Genomic DNA, 18493 nt, shown 5'->3' on the forward strand with positions numbered 1-18493 from the left:
ATGAAGAACTGGAGAATGCTGATTCTGGGTGCGGCGATGTCGGCCGGCACCGCTTTCGCAGCCCCACAGGTAGTTGATAAAGTCGCCGCCGTCGTGAACAACGGCGTGGTGCTGGAAAGTGACGTCGATAACATGATGCGCACGGTAAAATCCCAGGCGCAGCAGGCGGGTCAGCAGCTGCCTGAGGATCGTACGTTGCGTCATCAGATCCTTGAGCGTCAGGTCATGGATAACATTATTCTGCAGATGGGTGAAAAAGCGGGCCTGCAGATCAGCGATCAGCAGCTGGATCAGGCGATCCAGAACATCGCTGCGCAGAACCGTATGAGCATCGATCAGCTGCGCAGTCGCCTCGCCTATGACGGCATGAACTACAGCGACTACCGTGCACAGATCCGTAAAGAGATGCTGATCTCTGAAGTACGTAACAATGAAGTGCGTCGTCGCGTCACCATTCTGCCGCAGGAAGTTGATACGCTGGCGAAGCAGATTGGTTCACAGAACTCGCAGGGCACCGAGCTGAATATCAGTCAGATTCTGCTGCCGCTGCCGGAAAATCCGACGCAGCAGCAGGTTGACGATCAGGAAGCGCTGGCACGTCAGCTGGTGGGCGAGATCAAAGGCGGTGCCGATTTCGGTAAGCTGGCGGTGACCTACTCAGCCGATCCACAGGCGCTGAAAGGCGGCAACATGGGCTGGGGCAAAATTGAAGAGCTGCCGACGCTGTTCTCACAGGCGCTGAGCAGCGCGAAAAAAGGCGATGTGGTCGGTCCGATTCGTTCCGGCGTGGGCTTCCATATCCTCAAAGTCAACGATCTGCGCGGTGAGAGCAAGAATATCTCGGTCACTGAGGTACACGCCCGCCATATTCTGCTGAAGCCATCACCGATCCTGAGCGACGATCAGGCGCGTGAAAAAATTACGCAGCTTGCCGCTGACATCAAAAGCGGAAAAACCACTTTTGCCGCTGCCGCCAAACAGTTCTCTGACGATCCGGGCTCTGCTAACCAGGGCGGCGATCTTGGCTGGGCATCACCCGACATCTACGATCCCGCTTTCCGCGACGCGCTGCTGAAGCTGCAGAAAGGTCAGGTCAGCGCACCGGTTCACTCTTCATTTGGCTGGCATCTGATTCAGCTGCTGGATACGCGCCAGGTGGATAAAACCGATGCGGCGCAGAAAGAGCGCGCCTATCGCCTGCTGTTCAACCGTAAGTTTGCAGAAGAAGCGCAGACCTGGATGCAGGAGCAGCGCGCCAGCGCCTACGTGAAGATCCTTGATGGCAACTGATAGCTATCGCGTTGCGATCACGCCCGGCGAACCCGCCGGGATTGGTCCCGATCTCACGGTGCAGCTGGCGCAGCGCAACTGGCCGGTTGAACTGGTGGTCTGTGCTGACGGCGAGGTGCTGCGGCAGCGTGCCGCGCAGCTTGGCCTGCCGCTAACCCTGCAGCCGTGGCAGCCTGATCGCGCACCGCAGCCGCAGCAGGCGGGTACCCTGACGCTGCTGCAGATTGATACAGCGCAGCCGGTGGTACCGGGTCAGCTCTGCGTGGCTAACGGTGCCTATGTCCTGGAGACGCTGGCGCGCGCCTGTGACGGTGCGCTTCGGGGCGAGTTTGCGGCGCTGATCACCGGGCCGGTACACAAAGGCGTCATCAACGACGCCGGCATTCCGTTTACCGGCCATACCGAATTTTTCGCCGATCGCGCCGGTGGCGACCGCGTGGTCATGATGCTGGCAACCGAGTCACTGCGCGTGGCGCTGGCAACCACCCATCTGCCGCTGAAAGATGTCTCTGCCGCCATCACGCGCGAGAGCCTTCATGAGGTCATCACCATTCTGCATCAGGATTTGCAGCAGAAGTTTGGCCTGGCGCAGCCGCATATCTTTGTCTGCGGTCTTAATCCGCACGCAGGCGAAGGCGGGCATATGGGGCGTGAAGAGATTGACACCATTACGCCAGCGCTGGATGCGCTGCGTCAGCAGGGCATTCGTCTGACGGGGCCACTGCCGGCCGATACGCTGTTTCAGCCCAAGTATCTGCAACATGCCGATGCGGTGCTGGCGATGTATCATGACCAGGGATTGCCGGTCCTTAAATATCAGGGTTTTGGTCGGGCGGTGAATATCACCCTGGGCCTGCCTTTTATCCGAACCTCTGTCGATCACGGTACCGCGCTGGAACTGGCCGGTCTTGGGCAGGCAGAGCCGGGCAGCTTTATCACGGCGCTTAATCTCGCCATCACTATGATCAAGAGCAGTAATGAATAATCGCGTCCATCAGGGGCATTACGCCCGTAAACGTTTCGGGCAGAACTTCCTGAACGATCAGTACATTATCGATAGCATCGTCTCTGCTATTCATCCGCAAAAGCAGGAGGCGCTGGTTGAGATCGGTCCCGGTCTCGGTGCCCTGACCGAGCCGGTAGGCGAACGCCTGGACGCGCTGACCGTCGTTGAGCTGGATCGCGATCTGGCGGCTCGTCTGCAGACGCATCCGTTCCTCGGTCCCAAGCTGACCATTTATCAGCAGGATGCGATGACCTTTGATTTTGCTGCGCTGGCGCAGGAGAAAGGTCAGCCGCTGCGCGTGTTCGGCAACCTGCCCTACAACATCTCCACGCCGCTGATGTTTCATCTTTTCAGCTATACTGGTTCGATCAAAGATATGCACTTCATGCTGCAGAAAGAGGTGGTTAACCGTCTGGTTGCCGGCCCGGGCAGTAAAGCATATGGTCGTCTCAGCGTGATGGCGCAATATTACTGCCAGGTGATCCCGGTTCTTGAAGTGCCGCCGCAGTCGTTTACGCCGCCACCTAAAGTGGATTCTGCCGTGGTGCGACTGGTGCCTTATGCACAGCCGCCTTACCCGGTCAGTGATGTTAAGATCCTGAGCCGCATTACCACCGAGGCTTTTGGTCAGCGCCGCAAAACGTTGCGCAACAGCCTGGGCCATCTGGTTGCGGCGGGTGCGCTGGAAGAGTTAAATATTGATACCTCGCTGCGTGCTGAAAACGTCAGCGTTGCGCAGTATTGTCAGCTGGCAAACTGGCTGGGTAACCATCAGGCAAAAACAGCGGAGAACTAAGTGCATGAGTGATATGGCGCGCGTCTGTGTTCAGGTACTGAGTCAGTATGTGGAATCGCAATCCTCACCGGACGAGGATCGCTACGTGTTTGCCTATACCATCACTATCCGCAATCCCGGGCGCACGCGCGTTCAGCTGCGCAGCCGCTACTGGCTGATCACCAACGGCAACGGCCGCGAAACGGAAGTTCAGGGCGATGGCGTAGTAGGCGAGCAGCCGTTTATCGAACCGGGTGGCGAATACCAGTATACCAGCGGGGCGATTCTGGAAACGCCGATGGGCACCATGCAGGGCCACTACGTTATGATCGATGAAGAGGGCAGCGCCTTTAACGTCGATATCCCGGTGTTTCGCCTCGCCGTGCAAACCCACATTCACTGATCTCCCCCGCCCGGCTCGTCCGGGCGGCGCGTTTTACCGGACTGATATCATGAGTACATATCTGATTGGCGATATCCACGGCTGTTACGATGAGCTGCGCGCGCTGCTGGCGCAGGTAAGCTTTGATCCGCAGCAGGATGAACTCTGGCTGACCGGCGACCTTGTGGCGCGCGGTCCCGGTTCACTTGATGTGCTGCGCTACGTAAAATCACTGGGTGACAGCGTACGCATGGTGCTGGGTAATCATGACCTGCACCTGCTGGCGGTTTTCGCCGGCATCAGCCGTAATAAACCGAAAGACCGTCTGACGCCGCTGCTGGAGGCGGACGATGCTGATGCGCTGATCAACTGGCTGCGGCGCCAGCCGCTGCTGCAGGTGGATGAAGAGAAAAAGCTCGTCATGGCGCATGCCGGCATTACCCCGCAGTGGGATCTCGCGACGGCAAAAGCGTGCGCGCGTGAAGTAGAAGCGGTGCTCTCCAGCGACAGCTATCCGCTGTTTCTGGACGCCATGTATGGCGATATGCCCAACAACTGGACACCGGAGCTGAGCGGCCTGGCGCGCCTGCGATTCAGTACGAATGCCCTGACGCGCATGCGTTTCTGCTTCCCTAACGGCCAGCTGGATATGATCTGCAAAGAGGCGCCCGACTCCGCTCCGCCGCCGCTGCGGCCCTGGTTCAACGTGCCGGGTAAAATGGGCAGCGACTACACGCAGATTTTCGGCCACTGGGCCTCCCTTGAAGGCAAAGGCACACCCGAACACGTTATTGGTCTGGATACCGGTTGCTGCTGGGGCGGCACGCTGACGCTGCTGCACTGGGAAACACAGCAATATTATGTGCAGCGCTCCCGGCGTGAAGCCGTACTGGCCGCTGAAGGCGCCGCCGCGACTCCTCCGCTGAGCAACAATCCATAAAAAAAGCCCCGCGATATCAGCGGGGCTTTTGCGCAGGGCGCGCATTTATGCACGCCTGGCAGGGATCAATTAACGACGACGATCCAGGATCTCAAAGCAGTAGCTGTGCGAATTTTGCGCATCCGCATCGTGGAACTCGCTGAACGTCGACTGCCACTCATCTGGCTCGTAATCAGGGAACTGCGTGTCCCCTTCCACTTCAGCATCAATGTGCGTCAGGTAAAGACGATCGGCGCGGGGCAACATCTGCTCATAGATACGGCCGCCGCCAATCACCATAATCTCTTCTGCGTCACCGGCTGCCTCGATTGCCGCTTCCGGTGAAGTAACCCAGGTCACCCCCTCGTGCGTACCGGGCTGGCTGCTGACCACAATATTGAGCCGGCCTGGCAGCGGACGGCCAATCGATTCAAAGGTCAGACGCCCCATGATCACCGGTTTATTCAGCGTAGTGCGTTTGAACCAGGCGAGATCGGCGGGTAAATGCCACGGCATGGCGTTTTCCATACCAATAATGCGATCCGCAGCCAGTGCTGCGATCAGACTAATCATGATTAAAAACCTGCTGGAAAAAATTGGCGCAATGATACGTAAAGGCGAAAGTTTCGTCGATAGGCCAGCCGTGCTATTTGCGTAAAGCTCTTTTGCCGCCAGATTCAGGCTGCCGGGCAGAGCTTTACACCGACTTTACTGCGATTAACGGAGAGAGCCGCCATATTCGACTGCGCAGCTGGCACAACTCAGCGGCATTAGCGGCAGGATTTCAGAAAGAGTGTAAAGAAAAGCGCACTGAGCGGCTCCGCGGGGAGCCGCTGCACTCATCAGAAGTCGTAACGCAGACGGACCAGGTTCACGTTGCCCAGCGCCTTGCTGGTATCGGAGGTGATGACATATTCATAATCAACGCGGAAGCCGTAGTCGAGCTGCGCACTGATGCCCATGCCATTATCGATACGCTTATAGTGGCGTCCGTTGACGAACTCCAGGCGATCGCCCATCACGTAAGGCTGAAGGGTTTTCACCGCGTACTGGCCTATAGCAAATTTATAACCGGCAAAATACTCGATGCCCCACGCGTCATCCGCAAAGTAGTTTGTTGCGCTCTTCAGGCGGGTTGGCGCAAAGTTCTGATACCAGCCGGCGCCTGCCGCCAGCGTCCAGCTATCCGGCGTCCAGCTGACCGAGGTGCCCCAGATATTCTGATCGTAGCGCTCGCTGTCGCCGTTGCCCGGATTGCGTACGGTGGCACGGGTATAATTCCACGCGGTTCCCCACGCCAGCTCATCGCTGATGTGATAGTTGACACCCAGCGATCCGCCGCCGTTGCGCTTGTAGCGCAGGCCGTTACCCGGCAGATATTCGGTATCCTCAAACAGATAAGAGGCGTACAGATCGGCGGCGCCGGCACGGGTTTTATACTTCAGCATTTTGCGCGAGCGATAGCTGCCGTCGTAATCGCCGTTGATACCGACGCCGGAACCCTGGGCCAGCATGTCGTAATCCCAGATATCGGTTTTTGCGCCAACCACATCGTAATAGACGCTGTTTTGCTGACCAAAATAGAGTTCGCCGAGGCTGGCACTTTTAAAACCGGTATAGAGCTGACGACGTGAGGTATCGCGTGCGCCGCTGGCATAGTGATGGTCCCAGCCCCACCACGCCGGGAAGTTAACGCCCAGCTCGTAGTAGCCTACCCAGCTCAGATCTTCTGCGATCGCGTAGTCTGCGCCAAAGCGGAAGCGCGAGCCGCCGTCGTAGCCATTACGCTTGTAGGATGTGTCATTTACGCCATTCTGATGCATAAACTGCGGGCGAATACTGCCGCCCACTTTAAAGCCAAGGCGATCGAACGCATTGTTCGCCTGCGGGTCCTGCTTCAGCAGAGTAATTTCAGCCTGGCTGGCGAGCGGCGCAGCCATAAGTAACGCAGCCACTGCGCTAAGAGTCAAAGCACGCATGTTCATTTTATATTTTCCGGTGAAGGTAAAGGCTCTATGGTTGAGCGCGCCAGATAGTAAGGCGCCCTCACCGGATCGCGGGTTATAATTTTGTGCGAAAAATCTTAAAGAGAGAGACAGCAGCACCAATAGCTAAAAGTTAAGCCAAATCAGCAGGTTTGCTACGGCTGTTCTGTTTCAGGCAAAAAAAACGGCCCCATACGGGGCCGCTGTCTCTTACGGACGCTGCGCTTATTTGCCTTTCAGCTGCGCATGCATCTCCTGCACTGAAATCACTTTCTCAGTGGGATCTGCATTCAGGGCCATCGCCGTCGCGAAGCCGCCGTTCAGCGTGGTGTCATAATGCACTTTATACTGCAGCGCGCTGCGGCGAATCAGCTTAGAGTCTTCAATCGCCTGACGTCCCGCCGTGGTGTTAACAATATAGGTGTATTCACCGTTCTTCAGGCGATCCTGAATATGCGGGCGTCCCTCATGCACCTTATTGACCAGGCGTGGATTGATACCGGCTTCACCCAGCACCACCGCCGTACCGTGGGTAGCGTCCAGCTCAAAGCCAAACTTCTGCAGCTTAGCCGCCAGATCGACGATGCGCTTTTTATCGCCTTCACGCACCGAGAGCAGCGCACGACCGCTTTTCTTCATGTTGCTCTGCGCGCCCAGCATCGCTTTACCAAAGGCTTCAGCAAAGGTACGGCCGACGCCCATCACCTCACCGGTGGAGCGCATTTCCGGCCCCAGAATCGGATCGACGCCCGGGAATTTATTAAACGGCAGCACCACCTCTTTCACCGAGTAGTAAGGCGGAATGACCTCTTCCGTCACGCCCTGCTCCAGCAGGGTTTTGCCCGCCATGACGCGCGCCGCCACTTTGGCCAGCGGTACGCCGGTAGCCTTGGAGACAAAGGGAACGGTACGTGCCGCACGCGGATTCACCTCAATCAGGTAAACCTCGTTATCTTTGACCGCAAACTGCACGTTCATCAGACCGCGTACGTTAAGTTCAAACGCCAGCTTCTCAACCTGCTGACGCATCACGTTCTGGATCTCGCTGCTCAGCGTATAGGCTGGCAGGGAACAGGCTGAGTCGCCGGAGTGAACACCCGCCTGCTCAATGTGTTCCATGATGCCGCCAATCAGTACTCGCTCGCCGTCGCAGATGGCATCCACATCGACTTCTACCGCATCATCCAGGAAGCGATCCAGCAGCACCGGCGCATCGTTAGAGACGGATACCGCAGTCTGGAAATAGCGCTTAAGATCCACTTCGTCATAGACGATTTCCATCGCACGGCCGCCCAGTACATAGGAAGGACGCACCACCAGCGGATAACCGATACCGGCAGCTTTCTCTACCGCCTGCTCCAGCGTGGCAACCGTGGCGTTAGCGGGCTGTTTCAGTTTCAGACGCTCCACCGCCTGCTGGAAACGCTCGCGGTCTTCAGCGCGGTCAATCGCGTCCGGGCTGGTACCGATAACCGGTACACCCGCTGCTTCGAGCGCACGCGCCAGTTTCAGCGGCGTCTGGCCACCATACTGCACGATAACGCCTTTTGGCTGCTCAATCCGTACAATCTCTAGCACATCTTCCAGCGTAACCGGCTCAAAGTAGAGGCGATCGGAGGTGTCATAGTCGGTTGAGACCGTTTCCGGGTTGCAGTTAACCATGATGGTTTCATAACCATCTTCACGCAGCGCCAGCGATGCATGGACGCAGCAGTAGTCAAACTCGATACCCTGGCCGATACGGTTTGGTCCGCCGCCCAGCACCATGATTTTGTCACGATCCTGATTCGGGTTCGCTTCGCACTCCTCCTCATAGGTGGAATACATATAGGCGGTATCCGTCGAGAACTCAGCGGCACAGGTATCCACCCGCTTATAGACCGGATGCAGATTGTACTGCTGACGCAGCTTGCGGATTTCGCTTTCTGCCACACCCGCCAGCGCTGCCAGACGCGCATCGGCAAAGCCTTTACGCTTCAGCGCACGCAGGAAACCGGCATCCAGTGCGTTAACGCCTTCACGTGCAACCTGCTCTTCCAGCCGCACCAGCTCTTCAATCTGTACCAGGAACCAGCGATCGATGTTGGTGAGATTAAATACGCCATCCACCGACATACCGGCACGAAACGCGTCAGCAACATACCAGATGCGGTCCGAGCCGGCGTCTTTCAGCTCGCGGCGGATGCGGGTCAGCGCATCGGCGTCATCCAGATCCACTTTTGGATCAAAGCCGTTAGCACCGACTTCAAGGCCGCGCAGCGCTTTCTGCATCGACTCCTGGAAGGTACGGCCAATCGCCATCACCTCACCCACTGATTTCATCTGTGTCGTGAGGCGATCGTTGGCACCCGCAAACTTCTCAAAGTTAAAGCGCGGGATTTTGGTCACGACATAGTCAATTGAGGGCTCAAACGACGCCGGCGTGCGGCCGCCGGTGATGTCGTTCATCAGCTCATCGAGCGTAAAGCCCACCGCCAGCTTAGCCGCGACTTTAGCAATCGGGAACCCGGTAGCTTTGGACGCCAGCGCGGAGGAGCGCGACACGCGCGGGTTCATTTCGATGACAATCAGACGCCCATCTTTCGGGTTGACCGAGAACTGAACGTTAGAGCCGCCGGTTTCAACACCGATCTCACGCAGCACCGCCAGCGAGGCGTTACGCATGATTTGATACTCTTTGTCGGTCAGCGTCTGCGCTGGTGCTACGGTGATGGAGTCGCCGGTGTGAATGCCCATGGCGTCGAAGTTTTCAATTGAACAGACGATGATGCAGTTATCATTTTTATCGCGCACCACCTCCATCTCATACTCTTTCCAGCCAATCAGCGACTCATCTATCAGCAGCTCGTTGGTCGGGGAGAGGTCGAGGCCGCGTTCACAAATCTCTTCAAACTCTTCGCGGTTGTAAGCGATACCGCCGCCGGTGCCGCCCATGGTAAAGGAGGGACGAATAATGCACGGGAAACCGACCTCCTCCGCAACCTTCAGCGCCTCTTCCATCGTATGGGCGATACCCGAACGGGCGGTATCGAGACCGATGCTTTTCATCGCCACGTCAAAGCGACGGCGATCTTCAGCTTTATCGATAGCGTCAGCCGTGGCGCCAATCATGGTCACGCCAAACTCTTCCAGCACGCCCTGGCGCTCCAGCTCCAGCGCGCAGTTCAGCGCGGTCTGCCCGCCCATGGTAGGCAGTACCGCATCCGGGCGCTCTTTTTCGATGATTTTGCGCACCACTTCCCAGTGAATTGGCTCAATATAAGTCGCGTCAGCCATTTCCGGGTCGGTCATGATGGTCGCCGGGTTGGAGTTAACCAGAATGACGCGATAGCCCTCTTCACGCAGCGCTTTACACGCCTGTGCGCCCGAGTAGTCAAATTCACACGCCTGACCGATAACGATCGGGCCAGCGCCAAGGATCAGGATAGATTTTATGTCAGTACGTTTTGGCATCGGAGGCTCCTGATTACTTCGCGTTTGAACGGTAGGCTTCAATCAGTTCGATAAAGTGATCGAACAGCGGCGCCGCATCGTGCGGGCCAGGACTCGCTTCCGGATGTCCCTGGAAGCTGAAAGCGGGTTTATCGGTACGATGAATACCCTGCACGGTCTGGTCAAACAGCGACACATGCGTCACGCGCAGATTGGCCGGTATCTGGCTCTCATCGACGGCAAAACCGTGGTTCTGTGCGGTGATCATCACAGTATTGTTATCGAGATCTTTTACCGGATGGTTGCCGCCGTGGTGACCCAGCTTCATCTTGACAGTTTTTGCACCGCTGGCCAGCGCCAGCAGCTGATGACCCAGGCAGATACCAAATACCGGGATTTCTGTCTCCAGAAACGCCTGAATCGCGCGGATTGCATAGTCGCACGGCTCCGGATCGCCCGGGCCATTAGAGAGAAAAATGCCGTCCGGATTAAGTGCCAGCACCTCTTCTGCCGGCGTCTGCGCCGGTACCACCGTCAGGCGGCAGCCGCGATCCACCAGCATACGCAGAATGTTGCGCTTGGCGCCNCATAGGCGACCACGTGGTAAGGCAGTGCGTCAGCGGACTGCTGCTCAGGCAGGCCATCCTGCAGCGTCCAGCTCCCCTGCTGCCACGTGTAAGTCTCCGTGGTAGCCACTTCTTTCGCCAGATCCATACCTTTCAGCCCCGGGAACGCCTGCGCTTTCTGCAGCGCCAGCGCGGCGTCCGGTGCGTCACCCGCAATGATGCAGCCGTTCAGCGCGCCCTTTTCACGCAGCAGACGCGTCAGCTTACGCGTATCGATATCAGCGATGCCGACAATATTATTGCGCTGCAGCCAGGCAGAAAGGCTCTCTTCACTGCGGAAGTTGCTGGTAATCAGTGGCAGGTCGCGGATCACCAGGCCCTGAGCGTGAATCTGGTTTGATTCATCATCTGCGATATTGACGCCAACGTTGCCGATGTGGGGATAAGTAAGAGTAACAATCTGGCGGGAATAGGAGGGATCAGTAAGGATTTCTTGATAACCGGTCATTGACGTGTTGAAAACGACCTCACCCACTGCCGAACCCGTAGCCCCGATGGCCCGACCGTGGAATTGGGTTCCGTCTTCCAGAACCAAGAGCGCTGACTTAATCAAAACATCCTCCAGGGAATAAACAGTCACAATATATGCATATTAATTCATAATGCTGGCCTGAATCAATGCAAAAACCGCCTGACTGCTCGATTTTTGGCAAATTGCGCGCATTCTAATGATCACCTCTGCTGATGTCTACCCGGAGAGGCTGTTTTTTTATCTTTTTCGGAGGCTATAACATAAATACAGTACAAACAGGTCAAAAGCAGCATCTTAGCGAGGTGATTAATCGGTTGCCTGCTCACCATAAACGCCAAATGAGGGAAGTCAGGGAAAATTTTTGACCAAATGGTCAAATTTAACCTTACAGGCTGATAAAAAGATGAGTTAACTTGAAAATAAAGCCATTACGAAGATATTTTATAACGAAAAGGTTATTTTGACAAAAATAAAGGGCAATAAGAATATTGCCCTGCCAATCAATGCACTAGCGACTGAAAAACCACATCACGATGGCTCACAACAATCAATTTCTTGCTAAATTAAGCACGTCTCGCATGTCATAAAGACCACTTTTACGCGACTCAACCCATACAGCAGCCCGGACGGCACCTTTTGCAAAGGTCATCCGGCTTGAAGCCTTATGGCTAATCTCTATCCGTTCGCCGATATCAGCAAACAGAGCAGTATGCTCACCAATGATATCGCCGGCGCGCACCGTGGCAAAACCGATAGTGTGCGGTTTGCGCTCACCGGTATGGCCTTCACGCGCGTAAACCGCATGATCCTCCAGCTTCCACTCCATGGCGTCCGCAATGGCTTCACCCATTGCCAGCGCGGTTCCTGAGGGCGCATCAACTTTATGGCGATGGTGCGCCTCAACGATCTCAATATCCGCATACTCTCCCATCACTGAGGCCGCCTGCTGCAGCAGATTCAGCATCAGGTTGACGCCAACGCTGAAGTTGGCAGCGAACACAATGCCGATCTCCTCTGCCGCTGCACGAATTGCGGCTTTTCCGGCGTCATCAAAACCGGTTGTGCCAATCACCATCGCCTTTTGATGCTGGCGGCAAAAGGCCAGATACTCCAGCGTGCCTTCCGGACGCGTGAAGTCGATCAGCACATCGAAATCGTTCACTACCTTTAGCAAATCATCGGTGACGGTGACGCCGGTTTTACCGATGCCCGCCAGCTCACCCGCGTCTGTACCCAGCAGTGAAGAGCCGCTGCGCGCCAGCGCAGCGCCCACCGCCACGCCTTCCGCCTGATGCGCGGCCTGAATCAGATTACGTCCCATGCGGCCCGGCGCACCAACAATAGCTAAGCGGATATCACTCATATTTATTCATTCCTGATACAAAACTATGCATGCAAAGCGTAAACAGGTTAACCATCAGCTAACCGTCACGCCACAATAAAAAAGGGATATAAGAATTTCAGGACAGCGATAAAACATTATCAGTAAAAGCAATCCCGGCGGCTGGTTGTGACGAGGCACGCAGCCGTACATAAAGAAAAGGCCGAACAATGTCGGCCTGATACGGTAGCAAAGGTTAAGCGCTTACTGCACGTTGCGCACGTCAACGCGCAGCTCTTTTGGCACTTCGAATACGATATTTTCCTCGCGGCCAATCAGCTCAATGGCCGCTTCACCACCGAGTTCGCGCAGGCGCTGGATCACCTGCTGTACCAGAATATCGGGCGCAGAAGCCCCTGCCGTCACGCCAATACACTCTACGCCGGTTACCCACTCCTCCTGAATATCGTCCGCGGAGTCGATAAGCTTCGCCAGCTTGCCTGCGCGCTGCGCCAGTTCAGCCAGCCGGTTAGAGTTAGAGGAGTTTTTTGAGCCCACCACCAGCACCACTTCAGCATCCTGTGCCAGCACGCGCACCGCTTCCTGCCGGTTGGTGGTGGCATAGCAGATGTCATCTTTGCGCGGGCCGATAATGGCCGGGAAGCGCTGACGTAAAGCGTCAATGACGTCAGAGGTGTCATCAACTGACAGGGTAGTCTGCGTCATAAAGCAGAGGTTGTTCTCATCTTTGACGGTCAGCTTAAACACATCTTCCGGTGATTCCACCAGATACATGCCGCCATTAGGGTTGCTGTATTGCCCCATAGTGCCTTCCACTTCAGGATGACCGGCGTGACCAATCAGGATCGCCTCAACCCCTTTACGGCTGGCACGCGCCACTTCCATATGGACTTTCGTTACCAGCGGACAGGTGGCATCAAACAGCATGGTCAGATTGCGCGCTTTTGCCTCAGCGCGTACCGCCTGTGACACACCGTGCGCTGAGAAGATCAGAATGGCACCATCCGGCACTTCAGCAATCTCTTCGATAAAGATCGCGCCACGCTCGCGCAGGCTGCTCACTACATAGCGATTGTGCACCACTTCATGACGCACGTAGATTGGTGCGCCATACATCTCCAGCGCCCGCTCAACGATGCTGATAGCGCGATCCACACCGGCGCAGAAACCGCGCGGGTTAGCTAACAGGATTTGCATTGTTATCCTCCAGTACCGGATCGATCTCCAGTACTTCGATATCAAACCGGACAGGCTGCCCCGCCAGCGGATGATTGAAATCCACAGTGATTGAGTCACCGGAAATTTCACGGATTACGCCAGGCATCTCGCTGCCGCCCACGCCGCTGAACAGCATAATCGCACCGATTTCCGGCTCGCCCGCGTCGATAAAGTCGCGACGCGAAAAGTACTGGATCAGATCCGGGCTGCTGGCGCCGAACGCATCTTCCGGCGCCAGGGTAAAGGCGAGCCGATCGCCCGCTTTGCGCCCCAGCAGCTCGCGCTCCAGCGCCGCCGACAGGCTGCCGTCACCCAGACGGAACAGCGCAGGCTTGCCGTTAGCACGGGTGGATTCGGCAGTAGAGCCATCCTCCAGCTTGAGCGTGAAATGCACCAGCAGCGCGCTATCGGGCTGAACTGTCTCTGTCATCGGTTACCCTTACTCTCTTTTTCATCATGCCCGTGCCTGCAGCCGTGACCGGCGTGCAGGCAGCAGACGTCAGGATGTTGCTTTTTTGCCGCTGGGGCTGAAGAATCCCTCAAGCACCACCAGCGCCGCGCCGATGCAGATGCCGCAGTCAGCGATATTGAACGTGGCGAAGTGCCAGTTACCGACATAGAAGTCGATAAAGTCGACGACAAAACCGTGCCAGGCGCGATCGAACAGGTTGCCAAGCGCACCGCCCACAATCAGCGCATACGCAATATTGCTGAGCCTGTTGCTGGCGCGGTTGCGATACATCATCACCAGCAGTGCAACCACAATGGCAATGGCAATACCGGCAAAGAACCAGCGCTGCCAGCCACCTTTGTCTGCCAGGAAACTGAACGCAGCGCCATAGTTATGCGCATAGAACAGATTCAGAAACGGCATCAGCGGCTGCGTTTCATGCAACATCATATTGTTCATGACCCACAGCTTGCTGGCCATATCGATGCCGATAACGACCAGCACCAGCCAGCTCCAGCGCAGTCCGGTAGAACTGAGTTTAGTCATCAGGCAAATTTCCGTACTTCACCGTCGCCGGCTACGTTTGAGTAACAGCGTCCGCACACGTCGGCGTGCTCCGGATTCTGGCCTATGTCGGTAGTATAGTGCCAGCAGCGCGGGCACTTCTCGCCTTCTGCTTTATGCAGAGCGATTTTCAGCCCTTTCAGCAACTCGCTCTGCTGCGCCTCATCGCTCGCCGTTGCGTAATCGGCTACCGACGCGCCGGAGGTCAGCAGCACAAAGCGCAGCTCGTCGCCAAGCGCCTGCAGCTTCGCGCCCAGTTCCGGTTCCGCATAGAGCGTGACCGTCGCTTCCAGCGCGCCACCGATGCGCTTGTCGCTGCGCGCCTGCTCGATCGCTTTGTTAACTTCGCCGCGTACTTTCAGCAGATCGGCCCAGAACGCATCGTTCATCGGCTCATCCGCTGCAAGGCCGAACAGATTGTCATACCACTCTTCAGTGAAGACATACTGCGCGCGTTCGCCCGGCAGATGGCCCCAAATCTCATCAGCGGTAAAGGACATGACAGGCGCCATCCAGCGCACCAGCGCCTCCACAATGTGCCACAGCGCGGTCTGGCAGCTGCGACGCGCCAGGCTATCGCCCTTCGCGGTGTACTGACGATCTTTAATCACATCGAGGTAGAACGACCCCATCTCAATGGAGCAGAAGTGCATCAGACGCTGCACCACTTCATGGAAATCGTAGTTTTCATAGGAGGCAACGATATCCTGCTGTGCAGCCAGCGCACGTCCTACCGCCCAGCGATCGACCACGACCATCTCTTCTGGCTTAACGCAGTCAGTGGCCGGGTTAAAGCCCGCCAGGTTAGCCAGCAGGAAGCGTGCGGTGTTACGAATACGGCGATAGCTGTCGGCTGCGCGCTTCAGGATCTCATCCGATACCGCCATTTCGCCGGAGTAGTCGGTAGAGGCGACCCACAGGCGCAGAATGTCGGCGCCAAGCTTATCCATCACATCCTGCGGTGCCACGGTATTGCCGATTGATTTCGACATTTTGCGGCCCTGACCGTCGACGGTGAAGCCGTGGGTCAGTACCTGACGGTAAGGCGCTTTGCCTTTCATCGCCGTGGAGATCATCAGCGACGACATAAACCAGCCGCGATGCTGATCGGAGCCTTCCAGATACATATCCGGCGCGTGTCCCTCAAACTCCGGACGCGCATCGACCACCGAGAAGCTGGTTGATCCGGAGTCAAACCACACATCCAGCGTATCCGGCACTTTCACGTACAGATCGGCGTCGTCACCCATCAGTTCGCGCGGATCGAGATCCCACCACGCCTGAATGCCATCCTGCTCCACGCGCTGCGCCACTTTCTCCATCAGCTCCAGCGTGTCAGGGTGCAGCTGCTCGCTCTCTTTATGCACAAACAGCGCCATAGGCACGCCCCAGGTACGCTGACGCGAGATGCACCAGTCAGGACGGTTGGCAACCATCGCTTCGATACGCGCCTGACCCCAGTCCGGGATCCACTGCACGCCTTTGATCTCTTTCAGCGACTGCGCGCGCAGCCCCTGCTGATCCATGCTGATAAACCACTGCGGCGTCGCCCGGAAGATGATTGGCGTTTTGTGACGCCAGCAGTGCGGATAGCTGTGCAGCAGCTTCTCCACGTGAAGCAGCGCGCCCTTCTCTTTCAGCAGCTCAACAATCATGTCGTTGGCTTTAAAGACATTAACGCCATCAAGCGACGGATAAGTGCCCGGCAGATAGGTACCATCTGGTGCCACCGGGTTAGCGGTCTCGATGCCATATTTCTGACCGATTACGTAGTCATCCGGGCCGTGTCCGGGCGCGGTATGCACCGCACCGGTACCCGCTTCCAGCGTCACGTGCTCACCCAGCACCACTTTCGACTGAACCTGCGTCAGGAACGGATGCTGAAACAGCTGCAGTTCCAGCGCTGCGCCCTGGCATTCACCCAGCACCTGCCACTCGCTGATGCCGGCACGCTTCATCACGCTCTCCACCAGATCTTTAGCGAGGATCAGGCTGCGGCCCTCAATCTGGACCAGCTGGTACTCAAATTCGGGATGCAGGGAGATTGCGCGGTTGGCGGGCATGGTCCACGGCGTGGTGGTCCAGATCACCAGTGAAACCGGCCCCTCTGAGGCGCTGACGCCAAAGGCTGACCGCACCGCGTCGGCATCCAGCGCGTTGAACATCACGTCGATAGACGGAGAGGTTTTGTCGTAATACTCCACTTCCGCTTCCGCCAGCGCTGAACGGCAATCCATGCACCAGTGCACCGGCTTCGCGCCTTTATGCAAATGGCCATTACCGATGATTTTACCCAGCGCACGGATGATGTTGGCTTCGGTCGTGAAGTTCATGGTCAGATAGGGTCGATCCCAGTCGCCCAGCACGCCAAGGCGGATAAAATCTTTTTTCTGTCCTTCTACCTGCTCAGCGGCATAGCTGCGGCAGGCGGCACGGAACTCCGCCGCGCTAACTTTCTCGCCCGGCTTGCCAATCATCTGCTCAACTTTGTGCTCGATCGGTAAGCCGTGACAGTCCCAGCCCGGAACATAGGGTGAGTCATACCCTGCCATGCCTTTCGACTTAACAATAATATCTTTCAGAATCTTGTTAACAGAGTGACCAATATGAATATTGCCGTTTGCGTACGGAGGGCCATCATGCAGGATGAAGGTTTTTTTCCCTTTTTTGGCGGCGCGGATGATGCCGTAGAGATTGTCATCGTACCAGCGCTGCAGCATGCCCGGTTCGCGTTTGGCCAGATCGCCACGCATCGGGAACCCCGTTTCCGGCAAATTCAGGGTAGATTTATAGTCACTCATCAGATTCTCGATTCCGTCTGTCGGTCATTAAACCGGTGTTTGTAGCCCAAAGAATTGGCGGGCTGTCACCACATCTTTTGCAATTTGTTCTTTCAGCGCATCCAGCGAGGCAAAGCGCTGTTCATCGCGGATCTTCTGTTTCAGCACCACCTCAATATGGCGGCCATAGAGATCCATATGTGTGTCGAGCAGATGAACTTCAAGCTGCTGACGTAAACCTTTTACCGTCGGGCGGGTACCGATATTGGCGACGCCTGGCACCGGCTCTGCGGTCAGACCCAGCACTTCCACGGCAAACACGCCCTTAACTGGCGTGACCGCGCGACGCAGCGGCAGATTAGCGGTCGGAAAACCGATGGTCCGGCCCAGTGCATCACCGTGCACCACGCGACCTGAAATGCTGAAGGGATGGCCAAGCAGCTGTTGCGCCTGCGCAAAATCATCCTGCGCCAGCGCCTGGCGGACAGCCGTACTGCTGATGCGCTTACCGCTGTCGCAGAAGGTCTGGGTGCTAATGACCTCAAAGCCATACTCTGCACCCGCTTTCTGTAATAACAGGAAATCCCCTTCGCGACCAGCGCCGAAGCGGAAATCATCGCCCACCGCCAGAAAGCGCACGTCGAGTTTTTCCACCAGCAGCTCGCTGATAAAACGCTGAGCCGGATAAGCGGCAAACTGACGATCAAACCGGATACAGAGCACGGCGTCGACGCCAGCACGCTGCAGCCAGCGCAGTTTTTCACGCAGCCGCGTCAGACGGGCCGGTGCTTTTTCACCCGCAAACAGCTCCAGCGGCTGCGGTTCAAACAGCATCACCACCACCGGCAGGTTGCGCTTGCGGCCCTCTGCAATCAGCTGCGCCATTAGCGCCTGATGACCGCGATGCACACCATCAAAATTACCAATGGTCAGAACGCAGCCGCGATGCTGCTGTTTCAGATTATAAATACCGCGGATTAACTTCATGGCTGACTCAAACCGGTGGAAATCGGCGGATTATACCCTTGAATAGCGCTGAGGTTAACCCGTATACACGCCTTTCCTGCGCTGAAGCGCCCTCTGGCCCGCCGCCGGGCAACAAACCACCCTACCTGCTGAAGAAATTTCTTGCGAAATACTGTATTCAGAGCGGGGTTGCTGGTAGAATCTTGCGCCATCAATTACGTAAGCGGGTGTCGTGGTTAAAACGACGCTTATTTGCACAAATCCATTGACAAAAGAAGGCGCAAA

General features: G+C 56.7%; 14 protein-coding genes and 1 pseudogene. 5 read left to right on the top strand and 10 right to left on the bottom strand.

Annotation, left to right across the window (positions count from 1 at the left end; all coding sequences use genetic code 11):
- The 5 genes from surA to apaH are packed head-to-tail and all read left to right on the top strand — an operon-like array spanning position 1 to position 4393.
- Complete coding sequence (gene surA, locus F3I15_RS11355) at positions 1-1290, top strand: peptidylprolyl isomerase SurA (protein WP_150017982.1); 1290 nt, start codon at positions 1-3, stop codon at positions 1288-1290.
- Positions 1280-2275 carry a 4-hydroxythreonine-4-phosphate dehydrogenase PdxA gene (gene pdxA, locus F3I15_RS11360; RefSeq protein WP_150017983.1) on the top strand — a complete coding sequence of 332 codons (996 nt, stop codon included), beginning with the start codon at positions 1280-1282 and terminating at the stop codon, positions 2273-2275. Before surA ends, pdxA begins: the two co-directional genes overlap by 11 nt.
- Positions 2268-3092, top strand: coding sequence for a 16S rRNA (adenine(1518)-N(6)/adenine(1519)-N(6))-dimethyltransferase RsmA (gene rsmA / locus F3I15_RS11365; RefSeq protein WP_039382519.1), 825 nt, complete (start codon positions 2268-2270; stop codon positions 3090-3092). Before pdxA ends, rsmA begins: the two co-directional genes overlap by 8 nt.
- Before the next feature lie 4 nt (positions 3093-3096).
- A complete protein-coding gene (gene apaG / locus F3I15_RS11370; RefSeq protein WP_039382517.1) occupies positions 3097-3474 on the top strand; it encodes a Co2+/Mg2+ efflux protein ApaG in 378 nt (125 codons plus the stop codon).
- 49 nt (positions 3475-3523) lie between these two features.
- A complete protein-coding gene (gene apaH / locus F3I15_RS11375) occupies positions 3524-4393 on the top strand; it encodes a bis(5'-nucleosyl)-tetraphosphatase (symmetrical) ApaH (protein ID WP_150017984.1) in 870 nt (289 codons plus the stop codon).
- A gap of 69 nt (positions 4394-4462) precedes the next feature.
- On the opposite strand, the gene folA is transcribed toward apaH, so the two are convergent.
- From folA to ribF, 10 genes and pseudogenes are all read right to left on the bottom strand, one after another.
- Positions 4463-4945 (bottom strand): type 3 dihydrofolate reductase, encoded by a 483-nt coding sequence (gene folA, locus F3I15_RS11380; RefSeq protein WP_039382513.1) that lies wholly within the window; start codon positions 4943-4945, stop codon positions 4463-4465.
- A gap of 269 nt (positions 4946-5214) precedes the next feature.
- Positions 5215-6357 (bottom strand): porin, encoded by a 1143-nt coding sequence (locus tag F3I15_RS11385; protein ID WP_150017985.1) that lies wholly within the window; start codon positions 6355-6357, stop codon positions 5215-5217.
- A gap of 225 nt (positions 6358-6582) precedes the next feature.
- Entirely contained in the window at positions 6583-9810 is a 3228-nt protein-coding gene (gene carB / locus F3I15_RS11390; RefSeq protein WP_150017986.1) for a carbamoyl-phosphate synthase large subunit, read from the bottom strand.
- 13 nt (positions 9811-9823) lie between these two features.
- A pseudogene (gene carA, locus F3I15_RS11395) lies at positions 9824-10968 on the bottom strand (glutamine-hydrolyzing carbamoyl-phosphate synthase small subunit).
- A gap of 466 nt (positions 10969-11434) precedes the next feature.
- A complete protein-coding gene (dapB, locus tag F3I15_RS11400) occupies positions 11435-12250 on the bottom strand; it encodes a 4-hydroxy-tetrahydrodipicolinate reductase (RefSeq protein ID WP_150017987.1) in 816 nt (271 codons plus the stop codon).
- A gap of 222 nt (positions 12251-12472) precedes the next feature.
- On the bottom strand, positions 12473-13426 hold the full coding sequence (gene ispH / locus F3I15_RS11405) for a 4-hydroxy-3-methylbut-2-enyl diphosphate reductase (RefSeq protein WP_150017988.1): 954 nt from the start codon (positions 13424-13426) through the stop codon (positions 12473-12475).
- Complete coding sequence (gene fkpB / locus F3I15_RS11410) at positions 13407-13877, bottom strand: FKBP-type peptidyl-prolyl cis-trans isomerase (RefSeq protein WP_150017989.1); 471 nt, start codon at positions 13875-13877, stop codon at positions 13407-13409. The genes ispH and fkpB overlap by 20 nt, the downstream gene beginning before the upstream one ends.
- Positions 13878-13946: 69 nt before the next feature.
- Complete coding sequence (gene lspA, locus F3I15_RS11415) at positions 13947-14444, bottom strand: signal peptidase II (RefSeq protein WP_039382492.1); 498 nt, start codon at positions 14442-14444, stop codon at positions 13947-13949.
- On the bottom strand, positions 14444-17263 hold the full coding sequence (ileS, locus tag F3I15_RS11420; RefSeq protein WP_150017990.1) for an isoleucine--tRNA ligase: 2820 nt from the start codon (positions 17261-17263) through the stop codon (positions 14444-14446). The genes lspA and ileS overlap by 1 nt, the downstream gene beginning before the upstream one ends.
- Positions 17264-17290: 27 nt before the next feature.
- A complete protein-coding gene (ribF, locus tag F3I15_RS11425) occupies positions 17291-18229 on the bottom strand; it encodes a bifunctional riboflavin kinase/FAD synthetase (protein ID WP_150017991.1) in 939 nt (312 codons plus the stop codon).
- Positions 18230-18493 lie beyond the last annotated feature (264 nt).

Source organism: Pantoea sp. M_9, from assembly GCF_008631385.1.
GTDB lineage: Bacteria > Pseudomonadota > Gammaproteobacteria > Enterobacterales > Enterobacteriaceae > Pantoea > Pantoea eucrina.

What these genes read in the sequence shown, in the direction of transcription:
- surA (WP_150017982.1), top strand. Translation starts at nt 1, where the DNA reads ATGAAGAACTGGAGAATGCTGATTCTGGGTGCGGCGATGTCGGCCGGC.
- pdxA (WP_150017983.1), top strand. Translation starts at nt 1,280, where the DNA reads ATGGCAACTGATAGCTATCGCGTTGCGATCACGCCCGGCGAACCCGCC.
- rsmA (WP_039382519.1), top strand. Translation starts at nt 2,268, where the DNA reads ATGAATAATCGCGTCCATCAGGGGCATTACGCCCGTAAACGTTTCGGG.
- apaG (WP_039382517.1), top strand. Translation starts at nt 3,097, where the DNA reads ATGAGTGATATGGCGCGCGTCTGTGTTCAGGTACTGAGTCAGTATGTG.
- apaH (WP_150017984.1), top strand. Translation starts at nt 3,524, where the DNA reads ATGAGTACATATCTGATTGGCGATATCCACGGCTGTTACGATGAGCTG.
- folA (WP_039382513.1), bottom strand. Translation starts at nt 4,945, where the DNA reads ATGATTAGTCTGATCGCAGCACTGGCTGCGGATCGCATTATTGGTATG.
- F3I15_RS11385 (WP_150017985.1), bottom strand. Translation starts at nt 6,357, where the DNA reads ATGAACATGCGTGCTTTGACTCTTAGCGCAGTGGCTGCGTTACTTATG.
- carB (WP_150017986.1), bottom strand. Translation starts at nt 9,810, where the DNA reads ATGCCAAAACGTACTGACATAAAATCTATCCTGATCCTTGGCGCTGGC.
- dapB (WP_150017987.1), bottom strand. Translation starts at nt 12,250, where the DNA reads ATGAGTGATATCCGCTTAGCTATTGTTGGTGCGCCGGGCCGCATGGGA.
- ispH (WP_150017988.1), bottom strand. Translation starts at nt 13,426, where the DNA reads ATGCAAATCCTGTTAGCTAACCCGCGCGGTTTCTGCGCCGGTGTGGAT.
- fkpB (WP_150017989.1), bottom strand. Translation starts at nt 13,877, where the DNA reads ATGACAGAGACAGTTCAGCCCGATAGCGCGCTGCTGGTGCATTTCACG.
- lspA (WP_039382492.1), bottom strand. Translation starts at nt 14,444, where the DNA reads ATGACTAAACTCAGTTCTACCGGACTGCGCTGGAGCTGGCTGGTGCTG.
- ileS (WP_150017990.1), bottom strand. Translation starts at nt 17,263, where the DNA reads ATGAGTGACTATAAATCTACCCTGAATTTGCCGGAAACGGGGTTCCCG.
- ribF (WP_150017991.1), bottom strand. Translation starts at nt 18,229, where the DNA reads ATGAAGTTAATCCGCGGTATTTATAATCTGAAACAGCAGCATCGCGGC.